Raw genomic sequence first — 17,174 nt, 5'->3', positions numbered from 1 at the left:
ATGAAGATGATCTATATACAAAAGGCCTTATTGGCGACAATGTTTGGACTAGTCCTCACGGTATTGTCCTGTAGCAATAAAGAAGAATTTATTAGGGTAGAAGATACCTATTCTCTTGTCCCTACCTCAGACGTAGGGAAGAAAATTGTTGAACAGACGGATCTTATGGTGCATATCCATCAGGACAGTGCCTATCAGATTACAGACGGGGTGACAGCTACAGAAATAAGCTATATATCGAAGACAGGTCTTGCTAAGAAAATATTTGTTATCGAGACGGATCTAGCTAACCCGAAAATCGGTGTTGAGGTTTCGACACCCAAAAACTCCGCTCAATTTGGCATGCAGCCTATGACCATTCAGGCTACGTTTGAGGATTACGAAGGGCACAAAGTATGGGCGGGTATTAATGCTGATTTTTATAACATGACCAACGGTACTCCACAAGGTATTGTTTATAAAGAAGGTGTTGCTATCAAGACGACCGTTACAGATCAAGTGAATACTTTCTTTGCTATACTAAAGAATGGAAAAGCATTTGTTGGTAATCAAACTGACTATGCTCAGGTCAGGAACGAGATTCAAGAAGCCGTAGGCGGGCGCGTTACACTAGTCTCTGATGGGATACTCCAAGCTCAGACATCTGATGTATTGGAACCACGTACAGCCATTGGAGTTTCTCAGGATGGATACAAGGTATATATGCTCGTTGTCGACGGTCGTAGGTTTCATTATTCCAATGGTATGAGCTACGAAGAATTGGGTAAATGCTTAAAAGCACTTGGAGCCTATGATGCTATTAATCTTGATGGAGGAGGTTCCAGTACTTATTTTAAGCGAAGTACAGCAGACTTCAGCATAGATCGGTTTCAATTACGTAACTGGCCTTCCGATAACGGTGGAGCAGAGCGTGCCGTGGCCAATGGTTTATTGTTAATAGCAAAATAGTACATGTTATGAATCGTATTGTAAAAAGTTTTTTCATCCTAATATGCGGATTGCTTGGTATCGTTGGCTGTAAGGAAATCGATCTCGAAAGTTTCAATCCTACCGCCGGCACTATTAGCTTTGCCACTGCTTCATTGGATGCTCCGAATACATTAGACACACTTTGGATAGATCTGAATAGCAATTTGCCTTTCAGATTGAAAACTGATGCCAGCTGGATTTCCTTTGTGAAGCCCAACGGGCTATCTTCTGAAAAAGTTGGAATTATTACAGCAAGAAACCGTGATCTGGCTGAACGTATTGGTAAAGTAGTGGCCTATGTTACTGATGAGGTACGAGCCGAGATACAAATTAAACAATTCGCAGGAGATCCGCTCCCAGATGTTACACGTCATTTTTATGTACGTATAGATGGACAGCCTGCTGCTGATGGACTTTCTTGGGCTAATGCTACTTCTTTGCATAAGGCGTTGGAAGAAGCAGTGAATGGCGACTATATCCATGTGGCAGCAGGTGTGTATATCCCTTCAAAGGTATTGACAGGAGGGACGTCTGTCCAAGATGCTACATTTGAGATTGCCGAGAATGTACGCATTATAGGCGGATATCCCGCTCAGGCTACTAATGGATCCTTAGCAGTCCCTAGCTTACACAAGACGGAGTTTAATGGAAACAATAAGTCTATCCACGTTGTTACTGTTATTGCCTCCAAGGCGCAAGGACAGCAAGTCGAGTTGAACGGTATTACCATTACCAAAGGTATGGCAGGAGGGACAGGTTCGGTCAATGCGTCAGGAACTGTCGTCAGCAAGCAGCATGGTGGAGGTCTTTTTGTCGCCAAGGCGAAAGTATTGCTAAAGAATGTTTCGGTGATAGATAATGGTTCTGCCAATCACGCCCCCGGTATTTATCTCACATCATTAGCCGATGTAACTATGGATCACGTATCGGTAAAGAATAATTATACCACGATAGCTGCTTCCAATGGTGGCGGTATTTGGAATGATGGTTCCCGTCTTGTGATGTACGATTCCGAAATTGTTGGTAATCGTATCGGTGGTGTAGGTGCAGGATTATATAGTTTGAATACCGCCGTAGAAAGTGTAAATATACTTTACAATGTTACCATTGCCAAAAACACCTGTGGCATCTTTGGAAATAACGCAGTAGGAGGAGGTATTTACGCCCGCGAGAAGTCGCTGTTTTACGTAGTGAATTCCACAATCTATGGCAATAAGGCTGGAGGAAGTGCTTTTGGAGGTGGTATAGCTCTATACGGAGCTACGACGTTTCATTTGATTAGCTCCACTGTTTCTGGTAATGAAGCAGGAACTACAGCTACTGCTGCCGGTGGTGTGGGGATCCACAATGCGTCAGCAAATAACAATAACCTTCATATGTATAACTCTATTGTGTCCGGAAATTTGAATGTAGGTTGGTCAGATATAGGAGGGAGTGCATATGCCGTTTATTCTGTGAAATCGTCCATATTAGGTTCACAGGTACTTGATTTTGCTGGAAAAGCTACTTTAGATCAATTCGATCCACAGGAGTCATTTGCTACATTTGGTCAGCATGGTGGTTATGGCGAGACATTTCCACTTAGAGGTAGCTCAGTAGCAACTACTGAAGGTCTTTCATCTCTCCAACTGGAGATTCTGGCCAATAATTTGGATGGATTGGAAGAAGAGAAACTACTTGTCGATCAAAACAATGTCTCTCGATCGAATAAGAAAGTGATGGGAGCAGATATTTCTATAAAGTAACTTCTGATTCATGATAAAACCTCGGTATATTTTGATTATTCCGAGGTTTTGTTTTTTTAGATGGGACTAGATTTATATAGAGTATTGGTTCCGAAATTCTCACAGCTTGGTTTCTGACCGTGCTTGTTGGGGAGTGTACGTTATTTTGGCATTGGGTTAAATCTATTATTTTCTTCGGTTTGTCAACTAAAGGTAGGAGCATGTCCTTGTGAAATAGCAGTATCTACGCGATCTAGAATTTAAAAATAATCAGCAAATTATTGGCAAAACGAAAAGCAGTTGCTTAACGAGATGCAGTATAAGATAAAGTCTTTTTTAATTATTTGATGCCTTGATTGGAGATTTCTGTGTTTTAAATTTACTTACAATAAATGTTTTGTTTAATAGGTGTTTTTTTTTGTATTAAATGTGTTTGTCAAAGTATTTTTTTTTGTTTTTTTCCTTTAACCTAGGAGTGTTATTAATAAAAATTAAAATATAGCCTTTGTTTTTAATTTTTATTTACTTTAATTAGTGCTGTTTTTAATAGGAGTGCTGGATCCGCAAATGTGGAGATAGCAAGTCTTAATCTTCAATACATTAATTATAATATACCTATTTATGAAGTTTTCAACTGTCAATCTCCGTAATTTTTTTAGGTGTTTTCTGGTATTAATGCTTTTATCAGTAATTGGTTTTTATAAAGGTTTTGGCCAATCGAACAAAATAGATATTAGACTTAGCAAAGCGAATCTTCTGGACAAGATAAAAGGGGGGTGGGCTGGTCAAACGATCGGTGTTACTTATGGGTGGCCTACCGAATTTGTTTACCTTGGGACATACATACAGAATTATGAAAGGATAAAATGGCATGATGATTATATCAATCAGGCAATGAGAGAATTTCCTGGATTGTTTGACGATATTTATGTGGATCTAACCTTTTTGGAAGTTTACCATCGACTCGGAATAGATGCCCCTATTGATTCTTTAGCCAGTGCTTTTTCAAGAACAGAGTACGAATTATGGCATGCAAATCAATGTGCCCGATATAATCTACGGAACGGTTTGCCAGCTACAGCTTCAGGACATTGGAGAAATAATCCCCATGCCGATGATATTGATTTTCAGATTGAAGCTGACTTTGCAGGTTTGCTGAGTCCGGGCATGCCCAATAGAGCAACGGAAATATGCGAAAGGGTTGGTAAAATGATATCTTCAGGAGATGGTTATTATGGAGGAGTTATGGTTGCTAATATGTATGCATGGGCTTTTTTAGAGAGGGAGATTAAGACTGTCATTGTAAATTCATTAAGAGCCATTCCCAAAAAAAGTAACTTTTATAAATGTATAACAGATGTATTGTTTTGGCATGAGCAGTATCCCGATGACTGGAAAAAGACTTGGTTTGAAATACAGAAAAAATGGGCCGAAGATATCGGTTGTCCAAATGGGGTTTTTCACCCGTTGAATATTGAAGCCAAATTGAATATGGCTTATGTGGTAATGGCTTTACTATATGGAGGTCATGATTTTTATAAAACAATGGATATCGCTACTCGAGCAGGGCAGGATTCTGATTGTAACCCTTCTACAGCATGTGGTATTCTTGGTACTATGATTGGTTTTAAAAATATACCTGAGACATGGATAATACCATTATTGAAGGCAGATACCGTAAAATTTAGCCATAGTAAGTATTCTTTAACAGATATTTATGATGTAAATATGGGTTTAGCTTTGGAAAATATCGAGTCTAGTGGTGGGAGAGTGTCTGAAGATAGTGTTTACATAAATGCAGGTGTTATACAGGAAGTAGAATATGTGAAAAATTTTAAAGATCATTTTCCTGATCTGCGTGTGAAAATAGATAAGTATAGTGATAATAGTTTTAACTTTGAATTTACTGGCGTGGGCTTTGTGCTGGGTGGACACTTGGTTAAGTTAGATAAAAGTGTTCCCGACAAACCAATAGTAGCATCACTATATATAGATGGTAAGAAAGTTGAGCAAGCAAATTTATATACTAATGCTACTGACCGTAGACCTGAGCTTTTTTGGAGGTATAGCTTGTCTGACGGAAATCATAAAGTAGAAGTTAGGCTGGACAATTCGTCTGGAGCTTATAAGTTATATATTTCCGATTATCTAACCTACAAAAGTAAATTGTGAGACCGTGAATAAAAATTAACCAACTTATTTTCATTAGATTAATATGATAAAGACTGTTTTTGTTGTTTCTTTAATAACGATCACTTTTAGTTCTTCTGCTCAGGATGTAAATTTGAAGTCACTTCCTGCTAATTCGAAAGAGATTCAATATATAGGCAGATATGGTGTCAGTGCATATGATGAAGTCACTTTTGATTGGGTGGGCATTTATTTTAGTTTCAATTTCGAGGGCGACAATTGTAGGTTTATAGCTTCCGATACCGGTGAGAGTTATTACAATGTTTTCTTAAATGGTAAATTACACAAAATTATCCATATTTCTGGAATGGATTCATCATATGTTTTGGTCGATAACTTACAAAAGGGAAAAATACACCATGTAAAAGTACAAAAACGTTCTGAGGGAGAGTTTGGGACAACAACTATCAAAAAGTTTATTATTCCTAAAGCCGCAAGACTACTACCTATTTTAGAACCACAGAAACGTTTTATAGAATTTATCGGGGATTCGCACACCGTAGGTTACGGAACTGATGGGAATAGTAAAGAGGAGCCGTTCAAAGTAGAGACAGAAAATCCAGATAAAACCTATGCATCCATCATATCCCGATACTTCAATGCTGATTATGCGCTTATTGCACATTCTGGGCGCGGTGCGATAAAAAATTATGGAGATTCAGTGACCGTATCTGCCAATACGATGAAAGAAAAAATGATGTACCAGTATAATATGGATACATCTTTAATGTATAAGTTTGATAGGTACAAGCCGGATTTAGTGATAATAAACTTAGGTACCAACGATTTTTCTGTTCAACCCTACCCCAGTAAAGAAGAGTTCCTGTGCGGATACGATCGGATTGTAAAGCAAATTAAAGCAAACTATCGTGGGGTTAGAATATTATGTATGGTCCCCAAGGTTAATAAAGAAATAGGTGACTATTTAAAAGATTATGTCGCTGAGTTAGGAGATTCGACGATTATATGTACACCATCTTTGTTTGGAGTCTACAATGATAATGAAGACTCTGGAGCAGCTTATCACCCAGGATTTAGCGCAAATAAGAAGATTGCTTCATTTATTATTCCTTATATAGCCACGTTTATGAATTGGCAGCTCGAACAAAAAATTATAGAATAACTAAAATTTTTAATATTCTACTAAGGTTCATATTCAAATTCCGTTTCTATCTATACGAAAGGGAAGTTTATGACTAATTATAATTATATAGTTCAGCTATTTAAGAAAAAAATACAGGGTACGATTGACCTGGAGGAAAATGAGCTCCTAGAAGATTGGGCTAGAGGTAGAGAACAGCGGGAGCAACTGTTAAAAGACATATCTACAGGTGATCTATTATTAGAGGAAGTGGAGCTTTGGTTGGATCTTGAGCACCAAGATAACTGTCCTTGGAATGAAAAGCTCTTCCTGTTGGTCCAAAATAAAATAGATAAACAAGTTGACAGAAATAAGACTTTTCTGGGACGAAAAATTCTGTATGCTGCCGCGGTAGTTATCTTACTATTTAGCGCTGGAATAGGTCTTTACCTATTCAAAAGTGGGTCCGCTCAGTTACTCGTAGATAAGGGAGAGGTGTTGGATGTTGCTTCGGGAAAAAATAGGGCTACTATTACACTTGCGGATGGTCGTGTAGTCAGATTAGACGAAAGTAAGGAGGGGTTGGTGATCGGGGAGGACCTGACCTACACCGATGGATCAACTGTTGTCGATATGGGGAGCCGTCTTTCTCAAAATATTATCCTCACTGTGCCTAAAGGGGGAAAATATCAAGTGACCCTCTCGGATGGAAGCAAGGTATGGCTCAATGCCGAGTCTCGGCTAGTGTATCCACATATATTTTCACAACAAGAGCGTTTTGTAGAGCTAATGGGAGAAGCATATTTTGATATTGTGCCAAAAATAGTAGATAATAAGCGAGTACCATTTCTTGTTAAAACAAAAGACCAAACCATTGAAGTGCTGGGAACTCAGTTTAATGTAAAAGCTTACCCCGACGAAAATGAAATGGCAACAGTTCTGATCGAAGGTGTAGTCAGAATCCAGTCTGATAAGCATAATATTAAGCTATTGCCAGGTGAGATGTGGATTTCGAATAGCCTAGGCGTCCGCAAAATATCTCAGGTGGATACAGATGAATATCTGGCGTGGAAAAATAATAAGTTTATTTTCAATGAGACTCCGCTCAAGGAAGCCATGAGACAATTGTCCCGCTGGTACGATGTTCATGTAGAGTATGAAAATAGCCCTAATACAACATTTTTTTACGGAGAAATAAGCCGCGAGAAGAGTCTACTATCCGTTTTAAATATTCTCCAAGAAAGCGGTGTGAAGTTCAAGTTGCGCAAAGATAATCAAGAAGTAATTCTGCAGGTGTCACCATAGCAGATCTACAATATAAATCATTTATAGAAACTTATAATAAACTAAAATTATGGAAAAGATAACATTATGGTCAGCATAGAACTGTTTAGATAAACATATAGCATAAAAAAAACCGAATAATGCAGCGAACATTATCCGGTCAATAATAAATGTGCTTTCCCTATGCGAATTAGATAACCAATTACATATTACACACTTAAAGTATACAAAGTTATGATTTTTCTGGAATATGCTGGAGGAAAATTTTGGCCTTTAGCAATTAGATGGCTTCTGATTATGAAATTATCAGCTATAATAATTTTACTTAGTTTTTTTAACTCTTTCGCAAGCGATGGTTATTCGCAGACGATTTCCATAAAGGCTAATAATATAGCACTATCTAAAGTGATGAAAACTGTACAGAGGCAGTCGGGGATTCCCTTCTTTCTATATGGCAAAGGAATAGCTGATTTAAATATCATGGCCAATATAGAAAATTTGTCGTTAGAAAAAGCTATGTCTCATTTACTTGAAGATCAGCCTGTAGAATGGCTTATGCTGGACGGTACCATACTCGTGCGCTATAAAATAAAAGTCGGAGGTCAAGTTAATAAAAAGCAGGAAAAGCAGGAACGGTGGGTTAGTGGAAGGGTAAACGATAATAAAGGTTTGCCACTCTCCGGTGTAAGTGTGTCTGTGAAGGGAACTTCGCTGGTAACCAAAACAGACGAATATGGCGATTTTAAGATAGCACTACCAGAAGAGTATAACTATTTGTCATTTAGTATGCTAGGTTTTGCCAATCAGCAAGTTTATGTCAAATCCAACAATCCGGTTAATATTATATTATTACCCTCGGTTAGTGATCTAGAAGAGGTGGTGGTAGTTGGCTACGGTACTGTCAGCAAGAGAGATCTTACCGGTTCCGTCAGTTCGGTGCATACTAATGATCTGAAAGATATACCTTCTAATTCTATAGAAAGTCTATTGCAAGGTCGGGCCGCAGGTTTGCAAATTGTGAAGACTTCTCAGGATCCAGGTGCTGGAGCTACTGTGCGGATCAGAGGAGGTAGCTCTTTGCGAGGGTCTAATGCACCGTTGATTGTCGTAGATGGCTTCCCATTAGGTGATGCAGGTAATCTAAAGCAGATTAATCCTATGGATATCGTGTCTGTCGAAGTGCTCAAAGATGCTTCAGCCTCATCTATATACGGCTCCCGAGGTGCAAATGGGGTAATCATGATTACAACCAAGAAAGCAAAAACTGGGAGTACTGACTTGTCCGTAAAGCATCAGACTACTGTCAATCAGTTTTCATCCAAGATTATACAATGGACAGATCCTGCTATTATGGCGCAGTTGGATAATGAAGCCAAAATAAACGGAGGTATGTCTCCGTTGTACATTGGAGCAGAAAATTCTACAGGAACCTACTATCCTTCCGTACAGGAGATATTAAACGGAGACTGGCCCTATTTTACCGATTGGTCAAAAGTTGTGTTCCGAGAGACACCTTTGACAAATACATCAACAGTTTCATTGGCAAGCGCCAATGAAAGGACCAGTGTAAAGTTTAGTGCCAATAATTTTATTCAGCAGGGTACCTATATTAAAGATGACTACAATAAGCAGATAGCAAACTTGAGTTTGAAGCATCAATTTACCAAGGCGTTGAACATCAGTTCTTTTAATAACCTTTCGCGCGATAGGCGCCAGGCTAATGGTGGTTTAGCCTATTGGCGGAATCCGCTTTGGCCGGTTTACAAGGATGATGGCGATTATTTTTTAGCCAGTAATGTGGACTATGATCATCCAATAGCCTTGACAGAATTCCGTAAGAATATAAATAAGGGCACTGATTTCATTTCTTCATGGCTTTTTGATTTGAAGTTGTTGGAGGGACTGAGTCTCAAATCTCAGCTTAATTATAAATACGGAGCCTCTATTCAAGATCGTTATGATCCGGATCGTTATACGCAATCCGGTAGTAACAATAAAGGAGCTGCATTTCTCGATAACTGGATGGGACAGGTATATACTGCTGATACTTATATTACCTATAATAGGTTCGTTAAGAAACATGATATGACAGCGATGCTTGGTCATTCTTATGAGCATTCCTTGTCTAGAAGTTCGGCTCTGGAATCCTATAGCTTTAAAAATGGAGCATTGAATAACGAAAATATGGGATCGGGCGCACCCGAACTTAATAGACATAGAAACGGACAAACTTTAACCAAATTACTTTCTTACTTCGGACGGCTTAATTATGCTTATGACAACAAGTACCTTTTGACAATGACAGTACGCGCTGATGGTTCGTCAAAGTTTAGCAAAAATAATAAGTGGGCTTACTTCCCATCGGGAGCAGTCAGTTGGAAAATACATGAAGAAGATTTTGTGAAAGATCTGAATATTTTTGATGAATTGAAGTTAAGAGCTAGCTATGGAATATCGGGAAATCAAGGCATATCTCCCTATCAAACGCTGAGCCGTTACGGAATCGAAACCTTTTATAACCAAGGAAGTTGGAACACCGCAATTGGACCTGGGTATGTCATCGGATTTACCGGAGTTGGGGGACGCTATAAAGAGTGGGGGGGGATACCTAATGAAGATCTGAAATGGGAGACTACAGCACAATACAATTTAGGACTTGATTTTTCGCTTTGGAAAAACAGGATAGCCTTCACCGTGGATCTCTATACAAAAAACACTTATGATCTACTTAGAGAGCGTTTTTTATCGCTTAGTTCTGGTTATGACCGTATCTGGGTGAACGATGGAGAAATTCAAAACCGAGGTGTAGAGTTCGCTATTGATGCCAATATTTTCCAAAAGAAAGACTGGGATGTATCGGCGAATCTAATCTTTACACACAACAAAAACAAAGTTGTGAATCTAGGTAATGCGTTGAGCTCCGGCCTTAGCAAAGATTATTTGACCAATATATATTACGAATATTACGGTGGTGGACTTGATCCCTTTCGGGAAACTTCCTCCAATATATTGGCTGTGGGGCTACCTGTTAATGTTTTTTATGGATACAAAGTGAGCGGTATTATTCAAACTGCGGAAGAGGGGGTAGCAGCAGGGCTATCAGGTGCAGAGGCCCGACCTGGTGAGTACCGATACGTTGACCTGAATCAGGACGGGGTTTTTGACACAAAAGACCGAACCATAATTGGAGATCCCAACCCTGATTTTTTAACCAGTTTAAACCTAAAAGCACGATACAAAAGTTTGGATGTAAGTGTGTTTTTTAATGCGGTGATAGGACATGATATCATTTGGAATGGTATGTATAACTCGGCGATGCATATGCCATTACGTTGGACACCTGATAATCCAACAAATGAATATCCAAGCGCACGTCAAGGACGGTTGTACTACACTTCCGATTGGTTTATTAAAGACGGTAGTTTTGTAAGATTTCAAAACGCAAATGTGGGCTATACGTTTGATTCGTTTGCCAAATGGGGAATTAAACAGCTGCGGCTATCTCTCAATGCCGAAAATCTGCACACGTTTACAAAATTTAAAGGATATGATCCCGAGGTAGGGCTTAACGGCCGATATGGTGGAGGATATCCCAAGCTTAGGATGTTCACTTTTGGTATTGACTTTAATTTTTAAATAAAGAACTATGTATAAGTATATACTGATTTTGTTGAGCTTTGGTCTTCTGTACGGCTGCAGCTTAGAAGAAGAACCTTATGGGTTTTATTCCGAAAACAATTTTTATAAAACGAATGATGATGCCGAGTCTGCTTTATTTTACGCGTACAATACGTTTTCATATAATGAGTATGTTCGGGCTATTTATTATATCAATGAGCTGGCTACAGAAAGCTGTGACGTAAAAGGAGAAGAGTCTTTTGGTTCGCAGGAGATCAATAACTGGGATTTTTCGCTTTTCCGCGAGAACGAGCAGTTAGAATTGTATTACAAGTACTGCTATATCGCTATCAATAGAGCTAATGCTGTCATTGATAATGTGAGTAAAGGCAGTCTTCCACAGGAATTTAAAAACCGTGTATTAGGTGAAGCGTACTTTTTGAGGGCGTGGAACTACTATCATTTAGTCCAGACCTATGGTTTGGTTCCTTTGCATAAGTCAACCATTTCGTCTGTTACACAGACAGCGGCACCGTTTCCTGCTAGTATGGATGAGATCTATGACTTTATAATTAGTGACTGTCTGGAGGCAGAGAAAATATTACAGATAAACAAAGTGGTAGGGCGTGTTGATAAAGTGGGGGCACAGTCGCTGTTGGCTAAGGTCTATCTGAGCATAGCCTCCTCAAAGGAAAGTCAGCTCGAAGGATATCTAGATATGCAAAAAGATGTAGGGCAGATGTATGCCGAAGCCGAAAAATGGTCTAGAAAAGTGTTATATGATCAAAATACATATGGGTTGTCTACTCAGCTTTTAGATATATACGATACCCGAAAGCCTGACGGTCCGGAGCATATTTTTATTATGTCCATGGATAAATCAGGAATTGACGAAGGTAATTTTTCGTCTATTGACAAAATGTTTATTCCTTATCGAAACGGTGTTAGTCTGTGGTTTTTGAATCCCGACGGTAGTTATACACGGTCGACCAACATGGGCTGGGGGGTATTTGTGACGACAGACATGTTTGCTAATAGCTTCGCAAATAACGATCGGCGCAAAACGCAGCTTATGGCTAAGCGTTACTATACAAAAGCTGATGGTTCATCCTTCGAGGAGAATGATTATTATCTTACCCGTAAGTATATAGATCCTGATTTTGTTGGCAGCAAGTCTAGTGTCCGTCCATTTTTGATCCGTTTTTCTGAAATCGCACTGGTGTTTTCCGAAGCCGCGGGGCCGACTTCCGAAGGTTATTATTGGGTGAATGAGATAAGAAAAAGAGCAGGATTGAATGAGCTTCAACCGGGCTTGGGTAATAAGGAATTTAGAGATGCTATTGTTAAAGAGCGAAGTTTTGAGCTTGCTTTTGAAGGGAAAAGATTACATGACCTTAGACGGAAAGCGATGCTTGTTAAAACAGATCCCAAGGCTTTGGCATCCGGTATCACTGAAGAGCAGGCTGCTTTCTATCCTATACCTCAGAAAGAAGTAGACCTGAATCCTAATATTCCAAAAAAATAAAATATATGAAATACTCCTGTTTAGCAAAGCACAAACACCCATGAGTATTCCATTCCAATAAATCGGAGCAGGATAATAACAGATAAATAACAAATTATACACATATGAAAGTGCAAATATTTTTTCTTTTAGCATGCTTCCCGTTCCTATCCTGCCAAAGGGATATTATGGAAGATCTAAAAAGTGAAGACTGGAATCATGAGAGAGCAATTTTGGATATTTCTTTTGAAAATCAGGTTGGGGCAGCAACAATATTTCGAGATGAAGACTTTAATGGCAAAGTTACATTTATGTACAATGAAGCTCAGGGACATCCGAATGAGCTTAAAATAAGGAGTCTAGAACTTTCGGTTGGAGCGAAGTCTACGGTGGGTGTAAACGAGGTGATTCATTTTAACGATAGTCATGAAGCTATTTTAAAAGTGACCTCTGCATCTGGCAAGGAAAGAGAATGGAAGTTGAATTATGTTGCGTTTAAGGATGACCTTGTCGGTACTTGGGAGATTACCACCCTTTCCGTATATGGCGGTGCTTGGCCAGAATATGGTGGAGCAGCCACTATCAATGATATGGCTGCCCGTTCTTGGAACTGGTCTGGAGACAATACAGGACCTATCGCAGAGTATGACAATACGCTAACTTTTACACTTGAAGGCATTACTGAAGAAGGAGATGCCTATGGAAAAGTCTTTAATGACAAAGGACCAGATAATAAGTTCGGCGATTTCATATTCATAACTGACCCGGATGGATCTAGAACTCCTATCGATGTAAATAGCAAATATAGAAAAATACCAAAGGGAGAAGGTACTTGGAAGCGAAATGCCAAACAAGGAACTATTACGTTTTCATCGGACGATGTCGTTTCTACGGGCAGATTTGTGACTAGTGGTACTTATCAGATGGATACTTACAATAATAAGATAATTATTCCTGATCAAGCTTTCGAATTTGAGTACCAACCCTCTTTTATCTGGTTGGATATATATAATGATCGCGAAAGATTTGTCGAAAACCTGAAGAAATATTGGATACAGGTTAGAAAAGTTAACCCTTAAACTACTTTAAAAAACAAATAATACACGTATGAAAACATATATCATCACCTTATATAGCCTCTTATTGAGTTTGTCCGTAGGTTGTCAGGATCTCAACTTAGCATTGGTTAATATAGATAATAATTTACGAATCAGTTCGACGCCTATCAGCTCGATTCCATTTGTAGGTATAGGACCGCAATGGGGGGGGTATGATAATATTAAATCCTGGACAGGGTCCGATACTTTTAATGAAGGAGACTGGAATGTACTGAAGGAGCGTGTCAGTTTTATGAGTCCCGGCTTAGTGCGCATTATGACTGCGCAAGGATGGAATTATTATAGAGACGGTGTTTATAATCCAGAGATAAGCGCTGGTGTGCTATTTAGAATTCTTGATTTTTGTGAAGAAAACGACATTCAGGTTATGTATGGCGAGTGGGGAGAAAAGCCGATAGGAACCAATCAAGTTGACGTCGCATGGTTACAGCGTTCTACTGATTTTTTGAAGTATCTATTAGAAACGAAGAAATATACCTGCCTAAAATATTATAATATGTGTAATGAGCCTGCAGGCAGCTGGTCCTCTATAGCTGGCAACTACCAGCTGTGGCAAGATACCTATGATGTTATTTTTGACCTAATGGCGCAAAAAGGACTGATGAATAAGATAGAGGTGATTGCACCGGATGTGGCCATCTGGAATGATAATAGTCTCATCAACTGGATTACGCGACCTGCATCCTATTTTGGTGATAAAATAGATGCTTACGACATACACTCTTACCCAACAGATGATCAGGTAAAAGGAGGGAATTACTCCACCGTGCTAAAGCAGTACCGTGCCGTAGTGCCACAAGGTAAAGCTATGATCATGGGCGAACTAGGATTTAAGTACAATGCTAATTCGGCCAATGGTGCCGAAAATCTCAGACGTATTGCTGCGGATCCTTTTGCTGGAGACGACTCCAATATGTTGATGTATGATGCCTTTTATGGTGTTGATGTGGCGGATGCCGTTATTCAGAATATGATAGCGGGTTACAATGGTGTAATACTTTGGAATATGGATGACGCTATGTATAATGATACAGGAGATAAGCTTAAAAAATGGGGGTTCTGGAATATATTAGGAACTGAGAAATTTCAGAGTGTAGAAGATGAGAAGATCAGACCTTGGTTTTATCCGATCTCCTTATTGTGTCGATACTTCCCTGTTGGTAGTACTATTTATCCGATCCATATCACACAAAAAAAAGGACTTAACGCTATTTCAGCCGTAAAAAACGGAAAGCGAACAATCGCTATTGTCAATTCACACGCGACTACGTACAACCTGACTTTGGATGCAGATAGCGATATCAATATGGTGGACGCTAAGTTGTACAGCTACAGATCAGGTAAAGGAGCATCGTTTGACGGTGCGGTGGATGCCAAGGGGTTTGCCAAACCAGCAGGTACAGAAAACTTACAGATTGGTCAGAATAAGAAATATGATATCCAAGTGCCTGGCAATTCTTTTATTTTAATAACAACCATGTAAAAATATACGACATGATACTAAACCAAAGTTTTATGCTGATTTCTTACTTCTTCCTACTATTAGGGCTAGCAGGCTGTTCTGGTGAAAAAGGAAGTGCCGAACCCGATCCTTTAGAAAAGAGCTACTCTGCCGTATTAAAAGTAGATAGCCATGTGCAGTCAAATATGGTAGTACAGCAGAATAGTACCTTTGTAGTTTCAGGTGAAGGTACCGCAAAGCAGTGGATAAAAGTAAACTGTAGTTGGGCTAGCCCGGAGGAAACCGACGTGCAAGTGGCTGATGACGGCAGATGGAGTGTGAGTTTAAAAACCTCAACTGGAAGTTTTGATACGCATGATCTACAGGTTTCTGGACGATCGAAGCTCGAGTTTACCGACATATTGGTGGGTGAGGTATGGCTATGTTCGGGACAGTCAAACATGTGGTGGCCTATGAAGGATGCTTTAGGAGGTCTTGATGAGATGTTGAAATCAGCAGACCGAAAATATATCCGCTTATTAAATGTTCCACAGCAGCATAACACGTTGCCGACCGACAAGTTAACAGCAAAATGGCAGAAGACCTCTTCCTCTTCTTTAGAGTGGTTTAGCGCGGTGGGATATTTCTTTGCCAAGCAGCTCTCTGAGTCGTTAAATGTGCCTATCGGAATTATCAATGCCAGTTGGGGAGACACGACTGCTGAAGTATGGGCAGATCGAGCCACAGTGCTAAATACTGCAGCTGTAAAAGATCAGGCTTTGTTGCAGGACAATACACCTCGTGCAGATAAAAATGCTCCGTACAAAATCGGTTCGGCATATAATGCTATGATTTACCCATTACATCGTATCCCGATAAAGGGTGCTATTTGGTACCAGGGCGAATCCAATATGGATAATCCTGCGTACTACCCAGAACTGTTGAATACCTTAGTGTCCAGCTGGCGTTCATTATGGAAGACCACGTCCAGTACATTTCCATTTTACATTGCTCAGATCTGTCCTTATAAGCGGATGTATGATTTTAAGATCAACTATGCTAATCCGAATATGCGTTTTGCGCAGCAGAAAGCTAGTATAATCATTCAGAACAGTGGATCTATTTGCAATGATGATATAGCTGACCTGAATGATATCCATCCCCGCAATAAAAAAGATGTAGGGATACGTTTTGCGTCATTAGCGTTAAAAGAAACCTATAAAAAAGCAGATCATTACCGCTCGCCGATGTATGATAGGATGACCGTTGAAGGAACACAGATCAAGGTGTATTTTAACCATGCTGAAGCCGGATTAAAAACAAGTGACGGTGGAGTAGTTACGGCTTTTGAAATAGCGGGAGAGGACAGAGTGTTCTACCCAGCAGACGCAGTCATTGACAATAATACGGTCGTTCTCCAATCCAACAACGTAGGTAATCCAGTACATGCCAGAATGGGTTGGAGCTATATAAAAACTACAAATTTAGTGCACAATAGTGGAATACCGGTCAGCATTTTTAAAACCTACGATTGGCAGGAGACAAAAGAAGAACAATGATAGTATATTAGGTAGGGAGTATTGTATTTCTCCCTGCTTATTTATATTTTAGAAGCTTACAATTATAAACTATACCTATTTATTGCGTTGCAGATCAGGGATAATTATCTTTTAGATTTCAAAGAAGGAAAGGAGTCTTCCTTACAGCATTATATTAATGTGCATGGCAAAGCTTTGCGCTTTTTTGCGTTTACAATTGTCCGTAATAAGGAAGTCGCGGAAGAGATTGTTTCAGATTCCTTTTTTAAACTTTGGAAAGGTAGGGACCGGGTGAAGAAAGAGATCAATATTAAAGCATTTCTCTATCTGGTCACCCGTAATGCTTGCTTCGATTATTTAGATCTCTCTAAGCTGTCGATCGAACATGATTTCGACTTAGGGAATCTAGAGCGTGCGGGTGACGACGATATTCTCACCAAGATGATCCGGATAGAACTTATCCAGTTAATTATCGATGAGGTGAATAAACTGCCGGAACAGCAGGCTGCGATTTTTAAAATGACCTATCTGGATGGATTTACTGCGGATGAGATTAGTCGTAAGTTAAATACCACGGTTAGCAATGTTTATTTTGCTCGATCTAAGGCTCTATCCAGTCTAAAAATGAATTTTAGCAACAAGGGTTTGTTGTCTCTATTGGCCTTGGTCGCTCTCATAGAACAACATGGCTGCTTGTAAATGAATAA

Annotated in this window: 11 protein-coding genes; all 11 read left to right on the top strand. The window is 39.4% G+C overall.

From position 1 onward, the window contains the following. Nucleotides 1–948 (top strand): phosphodiester glycosidase family protein, encoded by a 948-nt coding sequence (locus JKG61_RS05890; protein WP_202102058.1) that lies wholly within the window; start codon nt 1–3, stop codon nt 946–948. An 8-nt stretch (nt 949–956) separates the two neighbouring features. Further along, nucleotides 957–2,714, top strand: coding sequence for a hypothetical protein (locus JKG61_RS05885; protein ID WP_202102057.1), 1,758 nt, complete (start codon nt 957–959; stop codon nt 2,712–2,714). Between the two features lie 600 nt (nt 2,715–3,314). Continuing rightward, on the top strand, nt 3,315–4,865 hold the full coding sequence (locus JKG61_RS05880) for an ADP-ribosylglycohydrolase family protein (protein ID WP_202102056.1): 1,551 nt from the start codon (nt 3,315–3,317) through the stop codon (nt 4,863–4,865). Nucleotides 4,866–4,908: 43 nt separating this feature from the next. After that, nucleotides 4,909–6,006 carry an SGNH/GDSL hydrolase family protein gene (locus JKG61_RS05875; protein WP_202102055.1) on the top strand — a complete coding sequence of 366 codons (1,098 nt, stop codon included), beginning with the start codon at nt 4,909–4,911 and terminating at the stop codon, nt 6,004–6,006. Between the two features lie 69 nt (nt 6,007–6,075). Next, nucleotides 6,076–7,269, top strand: coding sequence for a FecR family protein (locus JKG61_RS05870; RefSeq protein ID WP_202102054.1), 1,194 nt, complete (start codon nt 6,076–6,078; stop codon nt 7,267–7,269). Between the two features lie 276 nt (nt 7,270–7,545). After that, nucleotides 7,546–10,884, top strand: a complete 3,339-nt coding sequence (locus tag JKG61_RS05865) for a SusC/RagA family TonB-linked outer membrane protein (RefSeq protein WP_202102053.1) — start codon at nt 7,546–7,548, stop codon at nt 10,882–10,884. A gap of 10 nt (nt 10,885–10,894) precedes the next feature. Then, nucleotides 10,895–12,391 (top strand): RagB/SusD family nutrient uptake outer membrane protein, encoded by a 1,497-nt coding sequence (locus JKG61_RS05860; RefSeq protein WP_202102052.1) that lies wholly within the window; start codon nt 10,895–10,897, stop codon nt 12,389–12,391. A gap of 167 nt (nt 12,392–12,558) precedes the next feature. Further along, nucleotides 12,559–13,449: a hypothetical protein gene (locus JKG61_RS05855; RefSeq protein WP_202102051.1), complete on the top strand. Its 891-nt coding sequence runs from the start codon at nt 12,559–12,561 to the stop codon at nt 13,447–13,449. Between the two features lie 28 nt (nt 13,450–13,477). Next, nucleotides 13,478–14,971, top strand: coding sequence for a hypothetical protein (locus JKG61_RS05850; protein ID WP_202102050.1), 1,494 nt, complete (start codon nt 13,478–13,480; stop codon nt 14,969–14,971). 11 nt (nt 14,972–14,982) lie between these two features. Further along, the gene (locus JKG61_RS05845) at nt 14,983–16,488 is read left to right on the top strand and encodes a sialate O-acetylesterase (protein ID WP_202102049.1); all 1,506 of its coding nucleotides are present in this window, start codon (nt 14,983–14,985) and stop codon (nt 16,486–16,488) included. 87 nt (nt 16,489–16,575) lie between these two features. Continuing rightward, on the top strand, nt 16,576–17,166 hold the full coding sequence (locus tag JKG61_RS05840; protein ID WP_202102048.1) for an RNA polymerase sigma factor: 591 nt from the start codon (nt 16,576–16,578) through the stop codon (nt 17,164–17,166). Nucleotides 17,167–17,174: the final 8 nt, after the last annotated feature.

Source organism: Sphingobacterium faecale, from assembly GCF_016746095.1.
GTDB classification, from domain to species: Bacteria; Bacteroidota; Bacteroidia; order Sphingobacteriales; family Sphingobacteriaceae; genus Sphingobacterium; species Sphingobacterium faecale.
The sequence above is the reverse complement of the archived record's forward strand: the minus strand, read 5'-3'. Positions and strand labels throughout refer to the sequence as shown.